The 25,298-nt window shown below is 64.6% G+C and carries 22 protein-coding genes; 20 read left to right on the top strand and 2 right to left on the bottom strand.

The window, feature by feature from the left end; genetic code table 11:
• The first annotated feature begins 115 nt into the window (after positions 1-115).
• Positions 116-1,498: a 23S rRNA (uracil(1939)-C(5))-methyltransferase RlmD gene (gene rlmD / locus ACTHNZ_RS10985; RefSeq protein ID WP_440542563.1), complete on the top strand. Its 1,383-nt coding sequence runs from the start codon at positions 116-118 to the stop codon at positions 1,496-1,498.
• A gap of 146 nt (positions 1,499-1,644) precedes the next feature.
• Here the strand turns inward: rlmD and ACTHNZ_RS10980 are convergent, their stop codons facing one another.
• A complete protein-coding gene (locus ACTHNZ_RS10980; RefSeq protein WP_440542515.1) occupies positions 1,645-2,343 on the bottom strand; it encodes a Bax inhibitor-1/YccA family protein in 699 nt (232 codons plus the stop codon).
• A 235-nt stretch (positions 2,344-2,578) separates the two neighbouring features.
• Here ACTHNZ_RS10980 and ndk point away from each other — a divergent pair, with 235 nt between their 5' ends.
• From ndk to ACTHNZ_RS10895, 17 genes are all read left to right on the top strand, one after another.
• Positions 2,579-3,004: a nucleoside-diphosphate kinase gene (gene ndk / locus ACTHNZ_RS10975; protein WP_440542514.1), complete on the top strand. Its 426-nt coding sequence runs from the start codon at positions 2,579-2,581 to the stop codon at positions 3,002-3,004.
• Positions 3,005-3,115: 111 nt separating this feature from the next.
• Positions 3,116-4,291 carry a 23S rRNA (adenine(2503)-C(2))-methyltransferase RlmN gene (rlmN, locus tag ACTHNZ_RS10970; RefSeq protein ID WP_440542513.1) on the top strand — a complete coding sequence of 392 codons (1,176 nt, stop codon included), beginning with the start codon at positions 3,116-3,118 and terminating at the stop codon, positions 4,289-4,291.
• A 143-nt stretch (positions 4,292-4,434) separates the two neighbouring features.
• Positions 4,435-5,586, top strand: a complete 1,152-nt coding sequence (locus ACTHNZ_RS10965) for a helix-turn-helix domain-containing protein (protein WP_440542512.1) — start codon at positions 4,435-4,437, stop codon at positions 5,584-5,586.
• 95 nt (positions 5,587-5,681) lie between these two features.
• Complete coding sequence (gene ispG, locus ACTHNZ_RS10960; RefSeq protein WP_440542511.1) at positions 5,682-6,986, top strand: flavodoxin-dependent (E)-4-hydroxy-3-methylbut-2-enyl-diphosphate synthase; 1,305 nt, start codon at positions 5,682-5,684, stop codon at positions 6,984-6,986.
• 18 nt (positions 6,987-7,004) lie between these two features.
• Entirely contained in the window at positions 7,005-8,345 is a 1,341-nt protein-coding gene (gene hisS, locus ACTHNZ_RS10955; RefSeq protein ID WP_440542510.1) for a histidine--tRNA ligase, read from the top strand.
• 57 nt (positions 8,346-8,402) lie between these two features.
• Entirely contained in the window at positions 8,403-9,032 is a 630-nt protein-coding gene (locus ACTHNZ_RS10950) for a tetratricopeptide repeat protein (protein ID WP_440542509.1), read from the top strand.
• A gap of 68 nt (positions 9,033-9,100) precedes the next feature.
• Complete coding sequence (gene bamB, locus ACTHNZ_RS10945; protein ID WP_440542508.1) at positions 9,101-10,246, top strand: outer membrane protein assembly factor BamB; 1,146 nt, start codon at positions 9,101-9,103, stop codon at positions 10,244-10,246.
• 329 nt (positions 10,247-10,575) lie between these two features.
• Complete coding sequence (gene der / locus ACTHNZ_RS10940) at positions 10,576-11,913, top strand: ribosome biogenesis GTPase Der (RefSeq protein WP_440542507.1); 1,338 nt, start codon at positions 10,576-10,578, stop codon at positions 11,911-11,913.
• Between the two features lie 141 nt (positions 11,914-12,054).
• Positions 12,055-12,291, top strand: a complete 237-nt coding sequence (gene hfq / locus ACTHNZ_RS10935) for an RNA chaperone Hfq (protein WP_090543740.1) — start codon at positions 12,055-12,057, stop codon at positions 12,289-12,291.
• A 75-nt stretch (positions 12,292-12,366) separates the two neighbouring features.
• A complete protein-coding gene (hflX, locus tag ACTHNZ_RS10930) occupies positions 12,367-13,563 on the top strand; it encodes a GTPase HflX (protein ID WP_440542562.1) in 1,197 nt (398 codons plus the stop codon).
• 32 nt (positions 13,564-13,595) lie between these two features.
• Complete coding sequence (hflK, locus tag ACTHNZ_RS10925) at positions 13,596-14,942, top strand: FtsH protease activity modulator HflK (protein WP_440542506.1); 1,347 nt, start codon at positions 13,596-13,598, stop codon at positions 14,940-14,942.
• 12 nt (positions 14,943-14,954) lie between these two features.
• A complete protein-coding gene (hflC, locus tag ACTHNZ_RS10920) occupies positions 14,955-15,863 on the top strand; it encodes a protease modulator HflC (protein ID WP_440542505.1) in 909 nt (302 codons plus the stop codon).
• A gap of 42 nt (positions 15,864-15,905) precedes the next feature.
• Positions 15,906-16,097, top strand: coding sequence for a DUF2065 domain-containing protein (locus ACTHNZ_RS10915; protein ID WP_440542504.1), 192 nt, complete (start codon positions 15,906-15,908; stop codon positions 16,095-16,097).
• Between the two features lie 130 nt (positions 16,098-16,227).
• Positions 16,228-17,394 (top strand): ATP phosphoribosyltransferase regulatory subunit, encoded by a 1,167-nt coding sequence (locus ACTHNZ_RS10910; RefSeq protein WP_440542503.1) that lies wholly within the window; start codon positions 16,228-16,230, stop codon positions 17,392-17,394.
• A 127-nt stretch (positions 17,395-17,521) separates the two neighbouring features.
• Complete coding sequence (locus ACTHNZ_RS10905; RefSeq protein ID WP_440542502.1) at positions 17,522-18,868, top strand: adenylosuccinate synthase; 1,347 nt, start codon at positions 17,522-17,524, stop codon at positions 18,866-18,868.
• Between the two features lie 22 nt (positions 18,869-18,890).
• Positions 18,891-19,460, top strand: a complete 570-nt coding sequence (locus ACTHNZ_RS10900; RefSeq protein ID WP_440542501.1) for a phosphoribosyltransferase — start codon at positions 18,891-18,893, stop codon at positions 19,458-19,460.
• Between the two features lie 147 nt (positions 19,461-19,607).
• Positions 19,608-21,500 carry a potassium transporter Kup gene (locus ACTHNZ_RS10895; protein ID WP_440542500.1) on the top strand — a complete coding sequence of 631 codons (1,893 nt, stop codon included), beginning with the start codon at positions 19,608-19,610 and terminating at the stop codon, positions 21,498-21,500.
• A 203-nt stretch (positions 21,501-21,703) separates the two neighbouring features.
• Here the strand turns inward: ACTHNZ_RS10895 and ACTHNZ_RS10890 are convergent, their stop codons facing one another.
• Positions 21,704-24,019, bottom strand: a complete 2,316-nt coding sequence (locus ACTHNZ_RS10890) for a Tex family protein (RefSeq protein WP_440542499.1) — start codon at positions 24,017-24,019, stop codon at positions 21,704-21,706.
• Between the two features lie 138 nt (positions 24,020-24,157).
• On the opposite strand from ACTHNZ_RS10890, the gene ACTHNZ_RS10885 reads away from it, so the two are divergent.
• Positions 24,158-24,985, top strand: coding sequence for a colicin transporter (locus tag ACTHNZ_RS10885; protein ID WP_440542498.1), 828 nt, complete (start codon positions 24,158-24,160; stop codon positions 24,983-24,985).
• 84 nt (positions 24,986-25,069) lie between these two features.
• Positions 25,070-25,285 carry a DUF465 domain-containing protein gene (locus ACTHNZ_RS10880; protein ID WP_440542497.1) on the top strand — a complete coding sequence of 72 codons (216 nt, stop codon included), beginning with the start codon at positions 25,070-25,072 and terminating at the stop codon, positions 25,283-25,285.
• The last annotated feature ends 13 nt before the right edge of the window (positions 25,286-25,298 follow it).

Raw genomic sequence — 25,298 nt, 5'->3', positions numbered from 1 at the left:
TGCGCGGCACGCATGCCGCGCGTTTTGCCTCCGTTCGATGGCGCCGTTCGTCTACAATCTCGCCTTTCGTTCCATGTCCGTCAGGAAGCCGCAGGTGTCCGAATCTCCACGTAGCATCGCGCGTCGCCCCGCAGGCGCCGCCTCGCAAGCCGAGCCCGTTCGCGCCCCTATTATCGAAATCGACTCGCTCGACATGGAGGCGCGCGGGGTGGGACGCTTGATCACCGAGAACGGCGAGCCCGGCAAGGTCATTTTCGTCGAAGGCGCGCTGCCCGGGGAGCGGGTCACCTATTCGAGCTATCGCAAAAAGCCCAGCTACGAGCAAGCGCAAGTCGTCGAAGTCTTGCAAGCAAGCGCCATGCGTACCACCCCGCAATGCCGTTTCTTCGGTACCTGCGGCGGTTGCTCGATGCAGCATCTGGACGAGCGCGCGCAGGTGGCGATCAAGCAGCGCGTGCTCGAAGATAACCTCTGGCACTTGTCGAAGCTGCGCGCGGAAACGGTGTTCCGGCCGATCCACGGACCATCTTGGGGCTATCGCTACCGCGCCCGGCTGACGGTGCGCCATGTCGCCAAAAAGGGCGGGGTGCTCGTCGGCTTCCACGAGAAAAAGAGCAGTTACGTGGCCGATATGACGAGCTGCGAGGTGCTGCCCCCGCATGTCTCCGCGATGCTCGTGCCGCTGCGGCGGCTCGTTGAAGGCTTGTCCATTCGCGATCGCTTGCCGCAAATCGAGCTAGCGGTGGGTTCGAACGTGATCGCGCTCGTGTTGCGCGTGCTCGAGCCGATGACGCAGGACGACGAAGCGCGCGTGCGCGCGTTTGCCGACGAACACGGCGTGCAGTTCTGGGTTCAGCCGAAAGGGCCGGATACGGCCGTGCCGTTTTATCCGCTCGACGTCGAGCTCGATTACACGCTACCGGAATTCGGCATTCGGATGCCGTTCAAGCCGACCGACTTCACGCAGGTCAACCACGCGATCAACCGAGTGCTCGTCGGCCGTGCGTTGCGGTTGCTGGCGCCGGCTCGCACCGATCGCGTCCTCGACCTGTTCTGCGGGCTCGGCAACTTCACGCTGCCGCTGGCACGGCTTGCTCGCGAAGTCGTCGGCATCGAAGGCAGCGAAGCGTTGACGACGCGGGCGCTGGCCAACGCCAAGGTGAACGGTGTCGATCGCCACACCTCGTTCGCCTGCCGCAACCTGTTCGAGGTGACCGCCGACGATCTGCGTGCGCTGGGGGCCTTCGACAAATTCTTGATCGACCCGCCGCGCGAAGGCGCGCTTGCCGTCGCAAAGGCGCTGGCAGAGATCGTGCAAAGCGGGGTGGGATCCGTGCCCAGCCGAATCGTCTACGTTTCGTGCAATCCAGCCACGCTCGCGCGCGATGCCGGGCTGCTCGTGCACGAGGCCGGCTATCGCCTCAAAGGGGCGGGTGTCGTCAATATGTTCCCGCATACGTCGCACGTCGAATCGATCGCATTGTTCGAGCGCGAGTGATGCCCTGCGGGCAGCAGAAAAAAGCCCCCAGACGCTTGCGCGGTTGGGGGCTTCGTGTCGACTGAGGGGAGCGAGCGGGCTCGAGCCAGTCAGTCGCCGAACGCAGAGGGCGATCCCGCCCTCATTCGTTCGTCACCAGCGGAGCATCAATTCCGATTGCCGCCGAAGATGCCGAGCAGAGCCAGCAGGTTGACGAAGACGTTGTAGAGGTCGAGGTAGATCGCGAGCGTAGCCGAGATGTAATTCGTCTCGCCGCCGTTCACGACGCGCTGCACGTCGAACAGCATATAGGCCGAGAAGATCGCGATCGCAAGGACCGAGACCGTCAGCATCAGCGCCGGCAGGTGCAGGAACATGTTGGCGACCGAGGCCAGCAAGATGACGATCACGCCCATGAACAGCCAGTGGCCGAGCCCCGAGAAATCGCGCTTGCTGACCGTGGCGACCGTGGCCATCGCCGCGAAGATGACGGCGGTGCCGCCGAACGCGAGCATGATCAGCGCAGGGCCGTTCGAGAAGTGCAGAACGAACGTGAGGATTCTCGAGAGCATCAGGCCCATGAAGAACGTGAAGCCCAGCAGGAAGACGATACCCAATCCGCTTTGCTTCGTGCGCTCGATTGCGAACATGAAGCCGAAGGCGATCGCGAAGAACGCGAGCATGCTCATCATCGGGCTCGTGGCCGCGAACAGCGAAAAACCGCTCACGACGCCGAGCCAAGCGCCGACCACCGTCGGCACCATCGACAGCGCGAGCAGCCAGTAGGTGTTCCGTAGCACGCGGTTGCGGATGGCCGCCGAGCCGACGGCACCGCCGCGGGCGACGTTGTACGGATAGTCGTTCATGCTTTCTCCTAGCGTAAAAACGCACTCGAATCGGGTTTTGCGCGGTGCCGGCTCAACTGCCGCACGCGGCTTGCCCATTCCTAAGATCGGTCCGGCGAGCGCGAGTTTCAAGCTCCCGTTAGGTTTTTCGGACGAACTTTCGTCCGAGCCGGGGATCGATCGCAATAATACACCGGAACATGCTACAATTGCAGATTCGTTAGAATCCGTAACCCCTTAATTTTTTGGAGTTTTTATGGCGATCGAGCGTACTCTGTCGATTATCAAGCCCGATGCAGTGGCGAAGAACGTGATTGGTCAAATCTACAGCCGCTTCGAAAACGCGGGTCTGAAGATCGTCGCCGCGCGCATGGCACAGCTCTCGCGCGCCGACGCGGAGAAGTTCTACGCCGTGCACGCCGCTCGTCCGTTCTTCAAGGATCTCGTGGAATTCATGATCTCGGGCCCGGTGATGGTGCAAGTGCTCGAGGGTGAGAACGCCATTCTGAAGAACCGCGACCTGATGGGCGCGACGGATCCGAAGAAGGCCGAGGCGGGCACCATTCGTGCCGATTTCGCCGACAGCATCGATGCGAATGCCGTGCACGGCTCGGACGCCGCCGAAACGGCTGCCGTCGAGATTGCGTTCTTCTTTCCCCAAATCAACGTCTACTCGCGCTGAAAAGCCGGGCACGACGTTAGCGCATGAGGCTTGGCGCGGGCACCACGCCCGGCCCGGCGGCCGGGCAGAACAGGGCCGCCGCCGGGGCGCATTGAAACAGCAGGATCCGACATGACGAGCAGCACTTCCGTCAATCTTCTCGACCTCGATGCCGCGGGGCTCGTCGCCTATTGCGACAGCCTCGGTGAGAAGCCGTTTCGCGCCAAGCAACTGCAGCGCTGGATTCACCAGTACAACGCCGCCGATTTCGACGGCATGACCGATCTCGCGAAGTCGCTTCGCGCGAAGCTCAAGGATCGAGCGGCGATCGTCATGCCGCCCGTGGTCAGCGATCACGTATCGGCCGACGGCACGCGCAAGTGGCTCGTCGACGTCGGCAACGGCAACGCGGTCGAAACGGTGTTCATTCCCGAGGAGACGCGCGGTACGCTTTGCGTATCGTCGCAGGCCGGTTGCGCCGTCAACTGCCGGTTTTGCTCGACGGGCAAGCAAGGGTTTTCTCGCAATCTCACGACGGCCGAGATCATCGGCCAGCTGCGCATGGCCGAATTCGCGCTGCGCGCGGCGCTCGGACGCCCGCATGCGCCCGACAACAAAGGCGAGCGCGTCATCACGAACGTCGTGATGATGGGTATGGGCGAGCCGCTTCTGAACTACGATGCACTCGTGCCGGCGCTGCGGCTGATGCTCGACGACAACGCGTATGGCCTATCGCGGCGGCGGGTGACGGTATCGACCTCGGGCGTCGTGCCGATGATGGACCGGCTCGGAGCCGATCTGCCGGTAGCGCTCGCGGTGTCTCTGCACGCGCCGAACGACGCGCTGCGCGACATGCTCGTGCCTTTGAACAAGAAGTATCCTCTGCGCGAGTTGATGGCCGCGTGCCGCCGGTATCTCGACGTGGCCCCGCGCGATTTCATCACGTTCGAGTACTGCATGCTCGACGGCGTCAACGATAGCGACGCGCATGCGCGCGAGTTGCTCGCGCTGACGGCCGACGTACCCTGCAAGTTCAACTTGATTCCGTTCAATCCGTTCCCGGAGTCCGGGCTCGTGCGCTCCAAGTCCGATCGGATCAAGCACTTTGCGCAAGTGCTCATCGACGCCGGCATCGTGACGACGGTGCGCAAGACGCGCGGTGACGACATCGACGCGGCGTGCGGACAACTCGCGGGGGCGGTGAAGGACCGCACGCGCCTCGCCGAGCGCACGGCAGGAGGAGCGAATGGCCGGGCCGCGAATGGCGGCCATGCCGGCAAGGTGATCGAAGTGAGGCCGGTGCGCTGAGGCGCGCGGCATAAAAGGGGCGGCGCCGTTCTCGCGCGTCGCCGGACCGCAGTGAAGCATGAGAAAGACGGTTCGCGCATCGCCGGCATCGACGAGTTCGGCGCGCGCGGAGTGGAAAAAGAGAATCGACGCGAGGATCAGGGATGAGTGAGCCGCAGCATCCGCAATCAGAAGGCGCGCAGGCGAGCGCGGGACGGGGGAGCGCCATGCCGCAGACGGCGCCGGGCGCCGCTTACGCGCCGCTTGACTCGCTGGCCGCGGTCGGGGCACGCCTCGCCCAATTGCGGGAAGCGAAGGGCTGGTCGGTCGACGACGTATCGGCTCGGTTGAAAGTCTCGCCGGGCAAGATGCGTGCGCTCGAAGCCGGCGATATCAGCCAGTTGCCCGGCACGACGTTCGCACTGGGTGTCATCCGCAGCTATGCGAAGATGCTCGGCACCGATCCGGAGCCGTTTGCGCAGGCACTGCGCCGCGTCAAGGGCCAGTCCGAGCCCGATTTGTCGATGCCCGCATCGACGGGGGCCGATTTGCCGCGAGGGCGTGTTTCCGTTTCGCTCGGCGGCACGCCGAAGCACCGGTCGTGGTGGTGGGGCGTGGCTGCCGGCGTCATCGTCATCATCGCGCTCGCCATGTGGCATCAAGGTGGCGACTCGGCCGCTTGGCTCGCGCGCCTGAAGGCCAGCGCGGGCGGGATGGCCGCCAATCCGGGCGGCGCGGCATCGGGTGCCGCGGCACCGGCCAGCGCGTCCGCCGCGTCGGCCGTGACCTCGACAGGCCTCGTCGCGACCGAGTCGGGCGCCTCGGGTGCCACGGCGGCTTCGGAGTCCGCCGCCAGCGCGGCGACGGCGCAGGCGAGTACGCCGACGATCACGCCGCTCGAGTCGGCGGCTCAGCCTTCGGCCTCGCAGCCCGCCGGTGCGCAGCCTGCTTCGGGCGCCGTGGCTACCTCGGTTGCATCGGCACCGGCGCAGGCGCAAGCCGAAGCGGCGCAGCCGGCATCGGCGCCCGCATCGAGCGAGCAAGCCGCCGCGGCGTCGGGCGCCTCGGGTGCCTCGACGATCGTCGTCAAAGTGACGCAGGACAGCTGGTTCAGCGTTCACGACAAGAACGGCAAGGAAGTGTTCTCGGGGCTCGTTCACGCCGGCGACACGAAGGAAATGTCGGGCGTGCCTCCTCTGAAGATCACGGCGGGCAACCGCGCCGGGCTCGAATCGATGACGTTCGACGGCCAAAGCGTCGACGCAGCGAAGTTCGGCCCGAACAAGGGCAACGTCGTGCACTTCACGTTGCCGTAACGGTCCAATGCCGCGGCAGACGCGCTGCGGCACGTTCTCGATTCTGGGGTGCGCAGCCGCTGGCAAGAGCTGCGCACGCAGCGTAACCAGGACTCATGGGTCTTTCGATGCCTACCGACATCAGCAGTCAGATTTGTTCTTCCGTACCGGTTTTCGGCGGTTCCACCAAGCGTCGCGCGTCGCATGCGGTCGACGTTCGCTGGGGCGGCCAACTCGTGACGATCGGCGGCGACGCGCCCGTGCGCGTGCAATCGATGACGAACACGGATACGGCCGATGCGATCGGCACCGCCATTCAAGTGAAGGAACTGGCGCAGGCCGGTTCGGAACTCGTGCGCATCACGGTGAACACGCCCGAGGCGGCGCAAGCCGTGCCGGCGGTCCGCGAGCAGCTCGATCGCATGGGCGTGACGGTCCCGCTCGTGGGGGATTTCCACTATAACGGCCATTTGCTCCTGCGCGACTATCCCGCTTGTGCCGAGGCGCTGTCGAAGTACCGGATCAATCCGGGCAACGTGGGCCACGGCGCGAAGCGCGACACGCAGTTCGCACAGATGATCGAAGCGGCCGCGCGCTATGACAAGCCCGTACGTATCGGGGTGAACTGGGGCAGCCTGGACCAGGATCTGCTCGCGCGGATGATGGACGAAAACGCGGCGCGCAGCGAACCTTGGGAAGCGCAAAGCGTGATGTACGAAGCGCTGATTCAATCGGCGATCGGCTCGGCCGAGCGCGCCGTGGAACTCGGCCTGGCGCGCAACAAGATCGTTCTGTCGTGCAAGGTCAGCGGCGTGCAGGATCTGATCGCCGTTTACCGCGAACTCGCGCGTCGCTGCGCATTCGCGCTCCATCTCGGCTTGACCGAGGCCGGCATGGGTTCGAAGGGCATCGTCGCGTCGACGGCTGCGCTCGGCGTACTGTTGCAAGAAGGGATCGGCGACACGATCCGCATCTCGCTGACGCCCGAGCCGGGCGCATCGCGCACCGGCGAAGTCATCGTCGGCCAGGAAATCTTGCAGACGATGGGCCTGCGTTCGTTCACGCCGATGGTCATCGCTTGTCCCGGCTGCGGCCGCACGACGAGCACGCTGTTCCAAGAGCTCGCATCGCAAATCCAGAGCTACCTGCGCGCGCAGATGCCGGTTTGGCGCGATGAGTACCCCGGCGTCGAGAAAATGCACGTGGCGGTCATGGGCTGTATCGTCAACGGGCCCGGCGAATCGAAACAGGCCAACATCGGCATTAGCCTGCCCGGCTCGGGGGAAAACCCGGCGGCGCCCGTCTTCATCGACGGCGAAAAGGTCAAGACGCTGCGCGGCGAGCGAATTGCCGAGGAATTCCAGCAAATCGTCAGCGACTACGTCGAGCGCACCTATGGCCGCGCGAGCGTCGAGAATTAACGAGTCACGAACACAACGATGACAGAACAGAAGAGAAAGCTCGAGAAGCTTGCCGGCGTCAAAGGCATGAACGACATCCTGCCGGGCGATGCCGCCCTGTGGGAGTTCTTCGAGTCGACGGTCAAATCGATGCTGCGCGCGTACGGCTATCAAAACATCCGCACGCCGATCGTCGAGCATACGCAGCTCTTTACGCGTGGGATCGGTGAAGTCACCGACATCGTCGAGAAGGAGATGTACAGCTTCGTCGATTCGTTGAACGGCGAGAACCTGACGCTGCGCCCCGAGAATACGGCCGCCGTCGTCCGTGCGGCCATCGAGCACAACCTGCTTTACGACGGCCCGAAGCGGCTTTGGTACATCGGGCCGATGTTCCGCCACGAGCGCCCGCAGCGCGGCCGCTACCGCCAGTTCCACCAGGTGGGCGTCGAAGCGCTCGGCTTCGCCGGCCCTGACACCGACGCGGAAATCATCCTCATGTGCCAGCGGCTCTGGGACGATTTGGGGCTGACGGGCATTCGTCTCGAAATCAACTCGCTCGGTTTGGCCGAGGAGCGTGCGGCGCATCGCGTGGAACTCATCGCCTATCTCGAAAAGCACGTCGACGTGCTCGATGAAGATGCAAAGCGGCGCCTGTACACGAACCCGCTGCGCGTGCTCGACACGAAGAATCCGGCTTTGCAGGACATCGCGCGGAACGCGCCGAAGCTCGTCGATTTCCTCGGCGACGCTTCGCGGGCGCACTTCGAGGGGCTGCAGCGGCTGCTGAAGGCGAACAATATTCCGTTCACGGTCAATCCGCGGCTCGTGCGCGGGCTCGACTATTACAACTTGACCGTATTCGAGTGGGTCACCGATAAGCTCGGCGCGCAGGGCACCGTGGCCGCCGGCGGCCGCTACGATCCGCTCATCGAGCAACTCGGCGGCAAGCCGACGGCCGCTTGCGGCTGGGCGATGGGCGTCGAGCGCATTCTCGAATTGCTGAAGGAAGATTCGCTCGTGCCGCAGGAAGAAGGCTGCGACGTCTATATCGTCCATCAGGGCGAGCAGGCGCGCGAGCAGGCTTTCATCATCGCCGAGCGCCTGCGCGACACGGGCCTCGACGTCATCCTGCACTGCAGCGCCGACGGCGCCTCGGCCAGCTTCAAATCGCAGATGAAGCGAGCCGACGCGAGCGGGGCCGCGTTCGCGGTGATCCTCGGCGAGGACGAAGTGGCGAACGGCACCGTGGGGATCAAGCCGTTACGCGACGCCGCGGGCGGCGGCGAAAAGAGCGAGCAGAGCGCCGTGCCGGTCGAAAACTTGACCGAATTTCTAATCAATGCGATGGTTGCAACCGCCGAAGACGGCGACGACTGACGCTACCGTCGCCGCTCATGACAAGAACGGTGCGAGACAAGAAGGAATCGCTTGGCGATGAGTTATCACGACGAACAAGAATCGATTGAGAGTTTCAAGGCTTGGTGGGCGCAGTGGGGCAATACGGCCACTTGGATCGTGCTCGTGGCGCTCGTCGCCGCGGCCGCGTGGAACGGCTGGAATTTCTGGCAGCGGCGGCAAGCCGCTCAGGCCGCGGTGCTCTACGAGCAGGTGCAGCAATCGGTCGCGGCGAAGGACAAAGCGTCCGTCGTGCGCGACGCCGGGGATATGGAGTCGCGCTACGGCCGCACCGCGTACGGGCAGATGACGGCGCTCGAAGCCGCCAAGGCACTGTACGAAGCGGGTGACGTCGCGGGCGCGAAGGCGCAATTGCAGTGGGCGATCGATCACGCGAAGGACGACGAGTACAAGCAGATCGCGAAGCTGCGCCTCGCGGCCGTGCTGCTCGACGAGAAGGCTTACGATGCGGGCCTCGCGCTACTCGGCGGGGCGCCCGTCGAAGGCTTCCAAGGCGCCGTGGCGGATCGCCGCGGCGATCTCCTGGCGGCCGAGGGCAAGCGCGGCGACGCGCGCAGCGCTTATCAGCTCGCGCTGTCGTCGCTGAGCAAGAGCGATACGTCCGCGCGCCAGCTCATCCAGTTCAAGCTCGACGCGCTCGGCGGCTGAGCGGCACACGCTCACATCGCCGCCGGCCGGTCTTACCCGAACAACCCTTGACGAAGCTTCGCCCACCGATGAATTTGCTGAAACGTTTTGCCGTGCCCGTCGCTTGCGCGATGACCGTCCTTGCGATGGCCGCTTGCTCGTCCACGAAGGATCCGCGCCGCGAGCCGGTGCCGCTCGCTCAGTTCAAGCCCGTCTTCACTGTCGAGAAAGCTTGGAGCACGAGCGTCGGCAAGGCCGGACGGTACTTTTTCTCGCCGGTCGTCGTCGGTAGCGCCGTCTACGCAGCGGGCTCGGGCGGAACGGTCGCGAAAATCGACGGCAAGACGGGGAACAAGATCTGGAGCACGGACGTGCATGCGGATCTGACCTCCGGCGTGGGCAGCGACGGCACCTATACGGCGGTCGGCTCGGAAAAGGGCGGTGTCGACGTGCTCGACGCGAACGGCAAGCTGCTTTGGAAGACCACGGTGCCGGGCGAGATCGTGTCGCCGCCGCTCGTCGGGAACGGCTATGTGATCGTGCGCACGATCGACGGCGAAATCAATGCGTTCAACGCATCCACCGGCGAGTTGCGCTGGCAGTATCACAACCGGGCGGTGCCGCTCAATCTGCGCGTGGCGGCCGGCATGGCGTTCGCGGGCGACGCCGCGGTGTTGGCCGGCTTTCCGGGCGGCTCGCTGTCGGCGATCAACCTGAAGACCGGCGACGACTATTGGCAGGCCCCCGTGTCCTTCCCGAAGGGCGTCACGGAAGTCGAGCGAATCAACGATGTGACGGGCGCGCCGACGCTCGTCGGCGCGGAAGCATGCGCCGTGACGTTCCAAGGACGCATCAGCTGCTTCGACGCGAACAGCGGCCAGCCCGTCTGGGAGCAGCCGTTCTCGGGCGTGAGCGGTCTCGCCGCGGATCGGACGGCGGTGGTCGCGCCTGACGATTGGTCCGTTCTGCAAGCGTTCGATGCGACGACGGGCAAGCCGCTCTGGAAGAACGACACGCTCAAGAACCGCAATCTGAGCACGCCTTACTTGCTCGGGCCCGATGTCGTGGTCGGCGATTACGAAGGCTACGTCCACTTCCTGTCGCGTGACGACGGCAAGCTGCTCGCGCGTGCCAAGACCGACGGCAGCGCGATCACGGCAGCACCGGTCGCGGTCGACAATACGCTGATCGTGCAAACGCACGATGGCCATTTGTACGGATTCGTCTCGCACTGAGCGAAGCGTTCCGCCCAGCTTCGATCGCGGGCCGGCTCAGCCGGCCGCGGTCGTTTTCGAGCCCCGGCAGGCGCAATGGCAGTGCGCAGCCGGCCGAATCGATATGCGCAGGCAGCTTGGCGCCGCGTATCGTGATAGTTTTCGAGCAACGTCGGCGCGGCGCGCTTCCCTGAACGGGCGCCGCGCCTCGATCGGCTCGCTTTCAGTGCATTTTGAAGTCCGGCGAGCCACGCCGGCTCATGCCGCACGTGGCCCCCAATGTGCCGTCGGGCCCCCCACTCGCCGATCGGGCGGGCGCGGCGGCGCATGCCTCACTTAGACAACGTCAGATGAAACCCGTAATTGCCCTCGTTGGGCGCCCCAATGTGGGGAAATCGACCCTGTTCAACCGCCTCACGCGTTCGCGCGATGCGCTCGTCGCCGATTTGCCCGGCTTGACGCGCGATCGCCACTACGGCGAGGGGCGCGTGGGCGACCGCCCGTATCTCGTCGTCGACACGGGCGGCTTCGAACCCGTCGCCAAGGACGGCATCCTGCACGAGATGGCGCGGCAAACGCGGCAGGCGGTCGAGGAATCGGATGTCGTCGTCTTCATCGTCGACGGGCGCAACGGGCTCGCACCGCAGGACAAGTCGATCGCCGACTACCTGCGCAAGACCGGCCGGCCGATCGTGCTCGTCGTGAACAAGGCCGAGGGAATGAAGTACACGGCCGTGGCAGCCGATTTCTACGAGCTCGGGCTCGGCGATCCTCGCGCCATTTCGGCCGCGCACGGCGATGGCGTCACCGAGACGATCAACGATGCCCTCGAAATTGCCTACGCGGGGCACGTCGACGAGCCCGAGGAAGCGCAAGGCGAGCGCGGCGTCAAGATCGCGATCGTCGGGCGGCCGAACGTCGGCAAGTCGACGCTCGTCAATACGCTCATTGGCGAAGACCGCGTCATCGCTTTCGATATGCCGGGCACGACGCGCGATTCGATCTACGTCGATTTCGAGCGCCAGGGCAAGAAGTACACGCTGATCGATACGGCGGGCTTGCGCCGGCGCGGGAAAGTATTCGAGGCGATCGAGAAATTCTCGGTCGTCAAGACGCTGCAATCGATCGCTGACGCGAACGTCGTGATTCTGCTGCTCGACGCGCGGCAGGATATTTCGGACCAAGATGCTCACATCGCGGGCTTCGTGGTCGAACAGGGGCGCGCGCTCGTGGTCGGCGTCAACAAATGGGACGGGCTCGACGCGCACGTGCGCGAGCGCACGAAAGCCGACATGATGCGCAAGCTCAAATTTTTGGAGTTCGCGAAGTTCCATTTCATCTCGGCCGCCGAAAAGACGGGGATCGGCCCGCTCATGCGCTCGGTGGACGAAGCCTACGCGGCCGCCATGTCGAAGCTGCCGACCCCGAAGCTCACGCGTGCGCTGATCGACGCCGTGGAATTCCAGCAGCCGCGCCGGCGCGGGCCTGTCCGCCCGAAGCTGCGCTACGCGCACCAAGGTGGACAAAATCCGCCGATCATCGTCATCCACGGCAACGCACTCGATGCCGTGACCGAGACCTACAAGCGCTATCTCGAAAACCGTTTCCGCGAAACTTTCTCGTTGACGGGAACTCCATTGCGGATAGAGTTCCGTTCGTCGACGAACCCGTACGCCGACAAAGGCTGACGGAGCGGGCGAGTTGCTTGGCCGAACGGGCTGGGCGGCCCGTTCCGCAACGAAAATCGGCTATAGTGTAGCGATTGGCGGCGGATTTCTTTTTCTTCGTCCCAATCGGATCCAACCTGCAAAAAAACGACGGAGTTTGCTATGAGCAACAAAGGGCAACTGTTACAAGACCCGTTTCTGAACGCACTGCGCAAAGAGCACGTGCCGGTTTCCATCTATTTGGTCAACGGCATCAAGCTTCAAGGGAACATCGAATCGTTCGACCAGTACGTCGTGTTGCTCCGAAACACCGTGACCCAAATGGTCTACAAGCACGCCATTTCGACTGTCGTGCCGGCCCGTCCGGTCAACTTCCACCCGGATGCGGAAACGGCCTGATTTCATCCTAGCGGCCGGCGCGGTGCCGACTGATCGGCGCGCGTGCCGGCCGCTTCCTATTTTGACGCCATCAATTTGATCAACGCAGCGCTCGTCGGCATCGATTTCGGCAAGATCGACTTCGAAGCCAGTCTCGAAGAACTCAGCCTGCTCGTGCAAAGCGCGGGCGCACACCCTGCCGTGACCTTGACCGGGCGGCGCGCGAGCCCCGATGCGGCCTTGTTCGTCGGCAGCGGCAAGGCAGAGGAGTTGCGCCTCGCTTGCGAGGCCAACGACGTCGAAATCGTCATCTTCAATCACGCCTTGGCGCCCGCACAGCAGCGCAATTTGGAGCGGACGCTTAACCGCCGCGTCGTCGATCGCACGAGCCTCATCCTCGACATCTTCGCGCAGCGCGCGCGCAGCCACGAAGGCAAGCTGCAAGTCGAATTGGCGCAACTGCAGTACTTGGCCACGCGCCTCGTGCGGGCGTGGACCCACTTGGAACGCCAAAAAGGCGGTATCGGCCTGCGCGGGCCCGGCGAAACGCAGCTCGAAACCGACCGCCGTTTGATCGGCGAGCGAATCAAGATGCTCAAGGGGCGGCTCGATAAGCTGCGCCGCCAGCACGGTACGCAACGGCGCCAGCGCGCGCGCAATCGGGCGATGTCGGTTTCGCTCGTCGGCTATACGAACGCAGGCAAGTCGACGTTGTTCAACGCGCTGACGAAAGCGCAGGCCTATGCGGCGGATCAGCTGTTCGCGACGCTCGATACGACGTCCCGCCGGCTCTATCTCGGAGACGAGGCGGGCCAAGTGATCGTCTCGGACACCGTGGGCTTCATTCGTGAGCTGCCGCACCAACTCGTCGCCGCGTTTCGGGCCACGCTGGAGGAAACGATCCATGCGGATTTGCTGTTGCACGTCGTCGACGCATCGAGCGCCGTGCGGCTCGATCAAATCGATCAGGTGAACGAAGTATTGGACGAGATCGGGGCGCACACCGTGCGGCAGATTCTCGTCTTCAACAAGATCGACGCCGTGCCCGAACTGGCCGCGCGCGGCGATACGGTCGAGCGCGACGAGTATGGTAATATTTCGCGCGTCTTTTTGAGCGCGCGCACGGGGCAAGGTTTGGACACACTGCGCGCAGCCATCGCCGAAATCGCCACCTCAGAACATCTCCCAGACAACGGGCGTGCGCAGCCGGGCGAGACGCCGGCGGCGCACGGGCAAGACTCGGATGCATCGGCGTCGTCCGATGCGCGCACATGGCGGTCCGATTTGCATTGACCGGCTCTCCCAACTCGAGCGAACGAACACAGGTGAACGAATACAACGAGCGGAGTTTCTGGCCGCGTGCGCGCGCCATTCTTTCGATCAGCGATCCTCGGTGGGGTCGCGGCGACGGCAATGGCAGCTCGCAACGGCCCAACGAGCCGAAGCGCAATCCCGGCGAAAGCGATGGCCCGCCCGATCTCGACGAAATGTGGCGCGAGTTCAATCGGCGTTTGTCGCGTTGGTTCGGCGGCAAGGGCCAAGGGCAGGGTCCGGGCGATCGGCGCCCCGATAACGGGCGAGCCGGCCGTATCGGCGTCGGCATCATCATCGGCGTGCTCGTTGCCATCTACATCGGCAGCGGCGTATTCGTCGTGCAAGACGGGCAAACGGGCGTCGTCCTGCAATTCGGCAAATACCGCGGTACGGTCGAGCCCGGCGTGCACCTGCGCCTGCCTTACCCGTTCGAAACGCATGAAATCGTCAATGTCGCGCAGATTCGTTCGATCGAAATCGGGCGCGGCAGCGCCATGAGCGACGCGAGCACGAAGAACGCCTCGGTGATCACGCACGACGGCGACATCGTGGACGTGCGCCTGGCGGTTCAATATCAAGTGAAATCGGCCACCGATTACCTCTTCGGCACCGCCGACCCGGACCTCAGCGTGACGCAGGCGGCGCAGGCGGCGGTGCGCGAGATCGTCGGCGAGCGCAGCACCGAGAGCCTGCTCGGCGGCAATCGCGATGCGCTGCGCGAGCCGCTGACCCACGCGATCCAAACCGCGCTCGACCATTATCGGACGGGGCTCGCGGTGACGGGCGTGACGGTGTCGTCGATCGATCCGCCGGCCGCCGTGCAAAGCGCCTATGCGGACGTCGTGCGCGCCCGGCAGGACGGCGCGAACGCCAAGGCCGACGCGCAGGCCTACGCAGGACAGATCTTGCCCGGCGCGAAGGCGCAAGCGCAACGCACGATCGACGATGCGAAGACGTATGCCGCACGTGTCGTATCGGATGCCCAAGGCGACGCGGAGCGCTTCAAGGAAGTCTACGCCCAATACGCGAAGGCGCCGGCAGTGGTGCGCGAGCGACTGTATCTGGAAACCATGCGCGACATCTACGCCAATTCGACCAAGATTTTCGTGAGCGGCAAGGCGGGCAGCAGTGTCGTCAATCTGTCGGTCGACAAGCTGCTCGAGGCCAATCGGCGCGCTTCGACGGAGCCCGCGGCGCCGGCCGCGCCCGCGTCCGGCGCGAGTGCCGTATCGGGTGCGCCGGCGGCCCAGGCGCCGGCACAGCCGAACCCGGCCAGCCAAGCCGCTGCCGCGAGCGACGCGCTGCGTTCGCGCGATTCGCTGCGCAGCCGCGCGCGCGAAGACGATCTGCAGCAATAAGGAGCGCTCGAAATGAATCGTATCGTTGCGCTCGTAGTCGTCATCGTGGCCGTGTTGTTCGTGGGTGCGTCGACTTTGCTCGTCGTCGACCAGCGCCACGTGGCCGTTGTCTATGCACGCGGCGGCGAGCATCCCGCGCTCGTCGGGCCGGGCCTGCACTTGAAGCTGCCGGCGCCGCTGCAATCGGCGATGCTCGTCGACACGCGCGTGCGCACGCTCGCGCCGTCCGACGCCGACCGCTACGTCACGTCCGACAAAATGGACCTGCTCGTGACGCCGGTGCTGAAATTCCGCGTGACGGACCCGCTCAAGCTGTTTAACGCGACGGACGGAGATCAGCAAAGCGCGCTCGACCGCCTGACAGGACAAATGCGCGCGGCGCTCGGCGAAGCGTTCGGCAAGCATGCGCTCGGCGATGCGCTTTCGCACGAGGAAGGCGTCGCGCAGGAAGCGCAAGCGGCCATGACCGAGGCGGCCAAAGCGCTCGGCATCGACATCGTCGATCTGAGTCTCGTGCGCGTGGACTTTCCGCAAGCGGCTGCCGACGCGGTCTACAAACGCATGGCAGCCGCGCAGGAGCAAATCGCCTCCGACGAGCGCGCGCGCAGCGCGACCGAGGTAGCGCAGATCAAGGCCGATGCCGAGCGTCAGCGCCAAACCGTGTTGGCCGATGCATCGGCTACGGCGCAGGCCGTCAAAGGCGAGGGCGATGCGAAGGCAGCGTCGATCGCGGCGGACGCGTTCGGCAGCGACCCGGGGTTCTACCAGTTCTACGAGAGCCTGCAAGCGTATCGAAGCGTGTTCAAGCCGGGTGACGTCATCGTCGTCGATCCCGACAGCGAATTTTTCCGCTTCATGCGCAGCCCCGACGGGAGCAGCGCGCAATCGACTCCGGCCGCCTCGGCTTCACGCAAACACTGATTCAGGGGGCGCTGCCGATCGACAGGCGGCGCCGGCATTTCCATGGACATGGCCGCCTCGTTACTTCTCGCGATTGCCCTCATGCTGATCATCGAGGGCATGTTTCCGTTCGTCTTCCCGACGGCGTGGCGCGAGACCTTTCGTAAAATAGCGGAGCGGCCGGCGCACCATATCCGTATCGGAGGCTTGATCGTCATGGCGCTCGGCTTGCTGCTGCTCGTCGCGGCGACCTGAGCGTCGCTCCGGCGGTTCCATGCGTGCGCACCGCGTTCGCCCCGGGCGTCCCTGTGCCGTTTCGCATTGTGCTTGACCCGTTTTCGGCTGCGCGCTGCGCGCCCACAATTAACGTCGTAGGACCCAATCGATGTCGACCTGGCTGCTTCCCGAAAATATCGCCGACGTGCTGCCTTCCGAGGCGCGCAAGATCGAAGAGCTGCGGCGTGCGCTGCTCGACCGCTTCCGCACGTACGGCTACGAGATGGTCATGCCGCCGCTGCTCGAGTACCTCGAGTCGCTGCTGACGGGCGGCGGCAGCGACCTGAATCTGCGTACGTTCAAACTCGTCGATCAGCTATCGGGGCGTACGCTCGGACTGCGGGCCGACACGACGCCGCAAGTGGCCCGAATCGACGCGCACCTGCTCAATCGGCAGGGCGTGACGCGGCTTTGCTATGCGGGCAGCGTGCTGCATACGCGGCCGCGCGGCTTGCACGCCACCCGGGAGCAGATACAGATCGGCGCCGAAATCTACGGCCACGCGGGCCTCGAAGCCGATCTCGAAATTCAGCAACTGATGCTCGACGTGCTGCGCTTGGCGGGCATCGAGAACGTCCGGCTCGATTTGTGCCACGCGGGCGTGCTGCTCGCTTTGTTCGAGCGCGACGCGCAGGCGGCCGATCGCGGCGAGGCGCTCTACGAGGCACTGGCCGGCAAGGACGTCCCGCGCATCGCCGAGCTCACGCACGATCTCGAGCCGGCGGTACGCGATGCGCTGCGTGCGTTGCCGTCGCTGTACGGCGATGCGTCCGTCATCGCGCTCGCGCGGCAGCGGTTGCCGCAATGGCCGGCCATCACGCAGGCGCTGGACGACTTGGCTTTCCTCGCGGCGCACGCCGACGGTGCCCACGCCGCGATCGATCTGGCCGACCTGCGCGGCTATGCTTATCACAGCGGCGTGATGTTCTCGGCGTACGTCGACGGCGTCCCGAATGCGCTCGCGCGCGGCGGCCGCTACGATCACGTCGGGCAAGCATACGGACGCGCGCGTCCGGCGACGGGCTTTTCGCTCGATCTGCGCGAAATCGCGCGGATTTCTCCGATCGAGGCGCGCAGCAGCGCGATTCTCGCGCCCTGGAAGCATGACGATCTGTTGCGCGAGCGCGTCGCCGAATTGCGCGATGCGGGCGAAGTCGTGATTCAAGCATTGCCGGGGCACGATCACGCACTCGACGAATTCGCGTTCGACCGGGTGCTCGTGTTGCGCGACGGCGCTTGGCGAGTCGAGTCTCGCCAGCCGAACGCGGGGGCTTGATCCGATGCGGCCGGCGCACGCCGCCGCGACACCCTCGGATGGTCCATGCCGTTGAAGCGAAACGGAAAAATTCGGAAGCTTCAACGAACATGGGTAGAATACGTTTTTAACCAGCTAACGAAACAACATGTCTGCCAGCGCAGTGAATGCAGCCCCGGGACGCAACGTCGTCGTCGTCGGGACTCAATGGGGTGATGAAGGCAAGGGCAAGATCGTCGACTGGCTGACGGACCACGCGCAAGGCGTCGTACGTTTCCAGGGCGGCCACAATGCCGGGCACACGCTCATCATCGGCGGCAAGAAGACGATCTTGCGCTTGATCCCGTCGGGCATCATGCGCGCCGGCGTCGCTTGCTACATCGGCAACGGCGTCGTGCTGTCCCCCGAGGCGCTGTTCAAGGAGATCGAAGAGCTCGAGGCCGCCGGTGTCGACGTGCGCAAGCGCCTATTCATCTCCGAGGCGACCACGCTGATCCTGCCGTACCACATTGCGATCGACCAGGCGCGCGAAGCGCGCAGCGGGGCGGGCAAGATCGGCACCACGGGCCGCGGCATCGGGCCGGCTTACGAGGACAAGGTCGGCCGCCGCGCGTTGCGCGTGCAGGACTTGTTTGCGCCGCAAGCGTTCGCCGATCGCCTGCGCACGAACCTCGATTTCCACAACTTCGTGCTGACCCAATACCTGGGCGCGCCGGCCGTCGATTTCCAGCAAACGCTGGACACGATGCTCGGCTATGCCGAGCGCCTGGCGCCGATGGTCACGGACGTTTCTCGCCGCTTGTACGACGAAAACGCGGCGGGCCGCAATCTGCTGTTCGAAGGTGCGCAGGGCACGCTGCTCGACATCGATCACGGCACCTATCCGTTCGTCACCTCGAGCAATTGCGTCGCGGGCGCGGCGTCGGCCGGCGCGGGCGTCGGGCCGCAAAAGCTGCACTACATCCTCGGCATCACGAAGGCCTATTGCACGCGCGTCGGTTCCGGTCCGTTCCCGAGCGAGCTCTACGACGCCGACAATCCGCAGCGCCAGGAAGCCGTGGGCGTCACGCTGGCCAACGTCGGCAAGGAATTCGGCTCGGTCACGGGGCGTCCGCGCCGCACGGGCTGGCTCGATGCGGCCGCGCTGCGCCGCTCGATCCAAATCAACGGCGTGTCCGGCCTTTGCATGACGAAGCTGGATGTGCTGGACGGCCTCGACGAAGTGAAGTTGTGCGTCGGCTATGAGGTCGACGGCAAGCACTTCGATCTGCTGCCGCGCGGCGCGGCTGAGGTCGCGCGCTGCGAGCCCGTGTACGAAACGTTCGGCGGCTGGAAGGAAAGCACGATCGGCATCACGCAATGGAGTGAATTGCCGGCGAACGCGCAGGCCTACCTCACGCGCGTGCAGGAAGTGGCCGGTGTGCCGATCGATATGGTCTCGACGGGGCCGGATCGCGACGAAACGATCTTGTTGCGCCATCCGTTCAAGGTTTGATTCGATGACGCGGAATACGACGATGATCGCAATGACGGATCCTCGCAATGACGACAAGCACCTCTGGGTCAACTGGGACGAGTATCACCGGCTGATCGAGTTGCTTGCGCTCGCCGTCCATGATTCGGGATGGAAATTCGACAAAATCCTGTGCCTGGCGCGCGGCGGACTGCGCGTCGGCGATCAGCTCTCGCGCATCTACGACTTGCCGCTCGCGATTCTCGCGACGAGTTCGTATCGCGAAGCGGCCGGCACGCAGCAGGGTGAGCTCGATATCGCACAGTACATCACGATGACGCGCGGCGAGCTGTCCGGGAACGTCTTATTGGTGGACGATCTCGTCGATTCTGGCGTCACGTTGGCGCGCGTGCAGCAGCACTTGAAGGAGCGCTATCCGGCCGTGACGGCCGTGCGCTCGGCCGTGCTTTGGTACAAGGGTTGCTCCACGGTCAAGCCCGATTACTTCGTGCAGCATTTGCCCACGAACCCATGGATTCATCAGCCGTTCGAGGAATGGGATACGGTCCGGCCGCATAATCTCGGCGCCTGGATCAAACGCGGCGTTGCTCAGGAAGCGGGTTCCGGCACGTAACTTGCGTTCAATTTGATTGCAACATGGGCGGGGTATCGACAATTGGGCGGAGTCGACTGACTCCGCTCTTTTTATGTGTATGTCACTGCGATGCGCCGCTAGAATAGCGCTCGCTCTCGGCTTCTCCGGTATCAACCGGTCGCTTTTATGACAGACAACAACCACGGCAACCTTCGCCAGCATTCCCTGCCGTCGCTCGCGCTGGCGGCGATTGGCGTCGTGTTCGGCGACATCGGCACGAGCCCCCTGTATTCGCTCAAGGAAGCATTCAGCCCCGATCACGGCATTGCGCTGACCGATCATTCGATCCTCGGCGTGATCTCGCTGCTGTTCTGGGCGATCATCTTCGTGGTGTCGATCAAGTACGTGCTGTTCGTGATGCGGGCCGACAACAACGGCGAGGGGGGCGTGCTCGCGTTGATGGCACTTTCGCTGAGGCCGTTTTCGTCGAAATCGCGCGTGACCGGCGTCTTGATGATGCTCGGTATCTTCGGCGCGTGCATGTTCTACGGCGATGCCGTCATCACGCCTGCGATTTCAGTGATCTCGGCCGTGGAAGGGCTCGAGATCGCGACGCCGCAGCTGTCGCATCTCGTGCTGCCGATCACGATGATCATCCTCGTGGCGCTGTTCTGGATTCAGCGCCACGGCACGTCGCTCGTCGGCAAGCTGTTCGGGCCGATCATGCTCGTCTGGTTCGCGACGATCGCCGTGCTCGGCGTGAACCACATCGTCCGTGCGCCGCAGATCGTTGCCGCGCTCAATCCGTATTACGCGTTCTCGTTCATGCATGCACACATGCTGCAGGCGTACGTCGTCCTCGGTTCGGTCTTCCTGGTGCTGACGGGAGCCGAAGCGCTCTATGCGGACATGGGACACTTCGGCGCGCGTCCGATTCGTCTTGCGTGGTACCTGCTCGTCATGCCGTCGCTCGTGCTCAATTACTTCGGGCAAGGCGCGCTGCTGATGCAAAACCCGAAGGCGATCGAGAATCCGTTTTTCCTGATGGCGCCGCAATGGGCATTGCTGCCCCTGGTCGTGTTGTCCACCGTTGCGACCGTGATCGCGTCGCAGGCCGTGATTTCCGGCGCCTATTCGCTGACGAGCCAGGCGATTCAGCTCGGCTACGTGCCGCGGATGAAAGTGCTGCACACGTCCGAACTCGCGATCGGCCAGATCTACGTGCCGGTCGTCAACTGGCTGCTGCTTTTCATCATCCTGTGCGTCGTGCTCGGATTCAAGAGTTCGGACAACCTTGCCGCCGCGTATGGCATCGCCGTCACGACGACGATGGTCATCACGACCGTGCTCGCGTGCGTCGTCATGGTGAAGGTCTGGAACTGGAACAAGGCACTCGTCGCGGTGATCATCGCCGCATTCATGACGGTCGACGTCGCCTTCTTCGGTGCGAATCTGCTGAAGGTAGCGGAGGGCGGGTGGCTGCCGCTCGGCATCGGCGCGCTACTGTTCTTCCTGCTGATGACCTGGTACAAGGGCCGCCTGCTCGTGAAAGAGCGCACCGCGGCCGACGGCATTCCGCTCGCGCCGTTCGTGCAGGGGTTGCTCGCGCATCCGCCGCACCGCGTGTCAGGTACCGCCATTTATTTGACGGGCAGCGATGCGCTCGTGCCGGTCAGCTTGCTGCACAATCTCAAGCACAACAAGGTGCTGCATGAGCGGACGATCTTCCTGACGTTCGTGACGCGCGACATCCCCTATGTCAGGGACGACGAGCGCATCACGCTCAAGGATGTCAGCGGCGGCTTGTACCTCGTGAGGGCGGTTTACGGCTTCAACGAAACGCCCGACGTCAAGGCGGTGCTGTTCGAACTCGAGCGGATGTGCGGCATGCAGTTCGAACTGATGGACACGTCGTTCTTCCTGGCGCGAGAAACGGTCGTGCCGACCCAACTGCCGGGCATGTCGATCTTGCGTGAACGTATCTTTGCCTGGATGCATCAAAACGCCGCGAAGCCGACGGACTTCTTCCGCATTCCGGCCAACAGAGTCGTCGAACTCGGGACGAAAATCGAAATCTGAGCGCCGGCGGCGTCTGCGCCGCCGCGAACTGCCAACTGCCGGCCCATGAAAAAGCCGCGCTACGGGGGAACTGCACTGCCCCCGGTGCGCGGCTTTTTTGACTCCTCGCTCGGCCGGCGGCGAACGATCGAGCGGATGAGACGTGTGAAGACGTGCGAAGACGTGCAAAGACTTGCGGCAGCTTGCAACCGCCGCTACGTCGATCAGCGTTTGAGTTTCGCGAATGCCGCCGCCATTGCGCCCGCGGGCTCCGGCTCGCGAGTGCGTTGCGGCGCGCGTGAACCGCCGCCGGCTCGGCCTGCGCCGCGTTCGTCGCGCGACGCGGGGGCGGCATCGTCGGCTAGCCGCATCGTGAGCGCGATCCGCTGGCGTTTGACGTCGACTTCGATCACTTTGACCTTGACCACTTGGCCGGCCTTGACGACCTCGTGCGGGTCCTTGATGAACTTCGTCGACATCGCGGAGACGTGCACGAGCCCATCCTGATGCACGCCGATGTCGACGAATGCGCCGAATGCCGCCACGTTCGTGACGACGCCTTCGAGCACCATTCCGGGCGTGAGATCCGATATCTTCTCGACGCCTTCACGGAACGTGGCCGTCTTGAATTCGGGGCGGGGGTCGCGGCCCGGCTTTTCGAGTTCGGCAAGAATGTCGCGCACGGTGGGCAGGCCGAATCGCTCGTCGACGAACTCGGCCGGCGACAGGCCCGAGAGTGCCGCACGGTTGCCAAGGACGTCGCCGATGTGCTTGCGGATCTTCGAGAGGATGCGTTCGACGACCGGGTACGCTTCGGGGTGCACCGACGACCGATCGAGCGGATTCTCCCCCGCATTGATGCGCAGGAAGCCGGCGGCTTGCTCGAACGTCTTGTCGCCGAGGCGAGGCACTTTGCGCAGATGCTCCCGCGACGGGAATGGACCGTTGGCGTCGCGGTACTCGACGATGTTGCGCGCGAGCGTGCCGTTCAAGCCCGACACGCGCGCGAGCAGCGCGATCGATGCGGTGTTCGCGTCGACGCCGACCGCGTTCACGCAGTCTTCCACGACGGCATCGAGCGAGCGGGCGAGCTCGCGCTGATTGACGTCGTGCTGATACTGGCCGACGCCGATCGCCTTCGGTTCGATCTTGACGAGTTCGGCGAGCGGATCTTGAAGACGCCGCGCGATCGACACGGCGCCGCGCAACGATACGTCGAGATCCGGGAATTCCTTCGCGGCGAGTTCGGATGCCGAGTAGACGGACGCCCCGGCTTCGGAGACGACGATCTTCTGCAGCTTCAGCTCGGGATGGCGTGCGATGAGCTCGCTCGCGAGCTTGTCCGTTTCGCGCGACGCCGTGCCGTTGCCGATGCTGACCAGCTCGGCCTGCGTTTGCGCGGCCAAGCGAGCGAGCTTCGCGAGCGAGCCGTCCCAGTCGCGGCGCGGCTCGTGCGGGTAGATCGTATCGGTGGCCAGCAGCTTGCCCGTGCGGTCGACGACCGCCACCTTGACGCCCGTGCGCAACCCCGGATCGAGCCCGATCACGGCTTTGGGGCCGGCCGGTGCGGCGAGCAGCAAATCCTTCAAGTTGCGGGCGAACACGCGAATCGCTTCGTGTTCCGCAGTTTCGCGCAGTTGGGTCAGCAGTTCGTTTTCGAGATGCGGTTGCACCTTGACGCGCCAGCACCAACGGCAGACGTCGGACAGCCATTTGTCGGCCGGGCGACCCTGATTCGAGATGCCGGCATGGCGGGCGATGAGCGCTTCGCAAGGATGCGGCACTTGCGCGTCGAGCTCTTCGCCGAGCCCGAGCTTGATCATCAGCACGCCTGCATTGCGCCCGCGGAACAGGGCCAACGCACGATGCGAAGGCACTGTCTTCCACGTTTCCGCGTAGTCGTAGTAGTCGCGGAATTTTTCGCCTTCTTCTCTTTCCTTGCCCTCGACGACGGCTGAGGAGACGACGCCGCGCTCGCGCAGGTATTCGCGCAGCGTGCCCAGCAGCTCCGCCGTTTCACCGAATTGCTCGGAGAGGATGTCGCGCGCGCCGTCTAGCGCGGCTTTGACGTCCGCCACGCCTTTTTCGGCGTTCACGTAGGCGGCGGCCTCGCTTTGCGGATCGAGCCTAGGATCGGCGAGCAGGGCTTGCGCAAGCGGCTCGAGGCCGGCTTCGCGCGCGATTTGCGCACGCGTGCGGCGCTTCGGCTTGTAGGGCAGGTAAAGATCCTCGAGGGCCTGCTTGCTGTCGGCCGCCTCGATCGCGCTCCGCAGTTCGTCGGTCAGCTTGCCTTGTTCCTCGATGCTCGAGAGGATCGTGGCGCGGCGCTCTTCCATTTCGCGCAGGTAGAGCAGGCGCTCTTCGAGTTGGCGCAACTGCGTGTCGTCGAGGTTGTCCGTGACTTCTTTGCGGTAGCGGGCGATGAACGGAACCGTCGAGCCTTCGTCGAGCAGTTGCACGGCCGCTGCGACTTGGCGCGGCTGCACGTTCAGTTCGGTGGCGATGCGCTGTACGATCTTGAGTGCTACGTTGTCCGTCATAGAAAAGGCGTCTGGCGGGCCCCCCGCGGCGCGGCGCCGGGAACGGCGCGCAAACGCCAGCCGGCGGCCGGGTTGCTGAAGCGGCGCATTTTGCCACAAATGCCCGGGTGCTCGGGCGCGGGTGTTAGAATTTCGACCATGTTCAGATCCCCGCCTACGACGTTGCCGATCTCCCGTTTTTCCGATGCACTGCGCGCCACCATCGTGGCCACAGCGGCGTTCGCCTGCTCGTTCGCGGTGCCCGCTGCTTTCGCACAAGACGTGCCCGCCTCCGCGCCGGCGGATGCGGCTGCCGGCGCTTTGGCGGCCAGCGGCGCCGCGGCCTCGCGAGCGCGCGATTTCGACGCGCGCCAAAAAGCGCTCGATGCCCGCACGGCGGAGAACGAGTATGCGTACGGTGTGACCGTGCACAACTGCTACAGCAAGTTTTTCGTGAATGCGTGCCTCGTCCGTGCGCGCGACAAAATGCGCGACGTGCGCGGGCGGATTCACGCCGAGCAGCTCGCGCTCGACGACGAGCGCCGCACCGCGCATGCGCAGCAGCGCGACGAGGAGGACGCATTGCGCCGGGCGCGCGCCGAGCAGGAGGCGCCGCAGCGTGCCGCGGAGGCGGCCAGCAACGAGCAGGCGTACGAAGCCAAGCAGCGCCAGCATGAACTCGAGCAGGCACGGCGCGGTGCCGAAGCGCCGCAGCACGATGAGAGCCGGGCCGCCTACGACCGCAAGCAGGCCGACTTCCAACGCAAGCTCGATCAGGCGCGGCTCAGCGCGGCCAGCGACGCGCAGGCGCGCGCCGAACGGGCGCAGCACTTCCGGGAGAAGCAGCAGGATGCGGCCCAGCACAAGGCCGACGTCGAAGCGCGCCAGAAGCAGGCGGAGCAAAAGGCGCAGGAAAAGCAGCAGGAGAAAATGCAGCAGCAGGAACAGCAAAAGCGCTTGCAGCGGGAGCAGCAAGATAGCGACTGACGCAAGGCGGTTTTGCTGGACGGTAACCTCAGGCGTTGCAGCCGCACCGAGCGGCGTCTCGCCTAACGAACCGAGGAGGCGACCATGCGCGGCCATCAGGCGATCCAACCGGACACGCTTCGCGACCGTATCTTGCAGTTGGAGTCGGAGCATAGCGAACTCGATCGCATGATCGATAAATTGGCAGTCTCATCGGATATCACGGACCTCGAGCTGCGGCGTCTGAAAAAGCGCAAGCTCAAGGTCAAAGACGACATCTTGTTGCTGCAATTGCAGCTCGAACCGGACAGGCACGCGTAAGCGGCGAACGGGC

The organism is Trinickia sp., from assembly GCF_051953955.1.
Taxonomy (GTDB): Bacteria; Pseudomonadota; Gammaproteobacteria; order Burkholderiales; family Burkholderiaceae; genus Trinickia.
The sequence above is the reverse complement of the archived record's forward strand: the minus strand, read 5'-3'. Positions and strand labels throughout refer to the sequence as shown.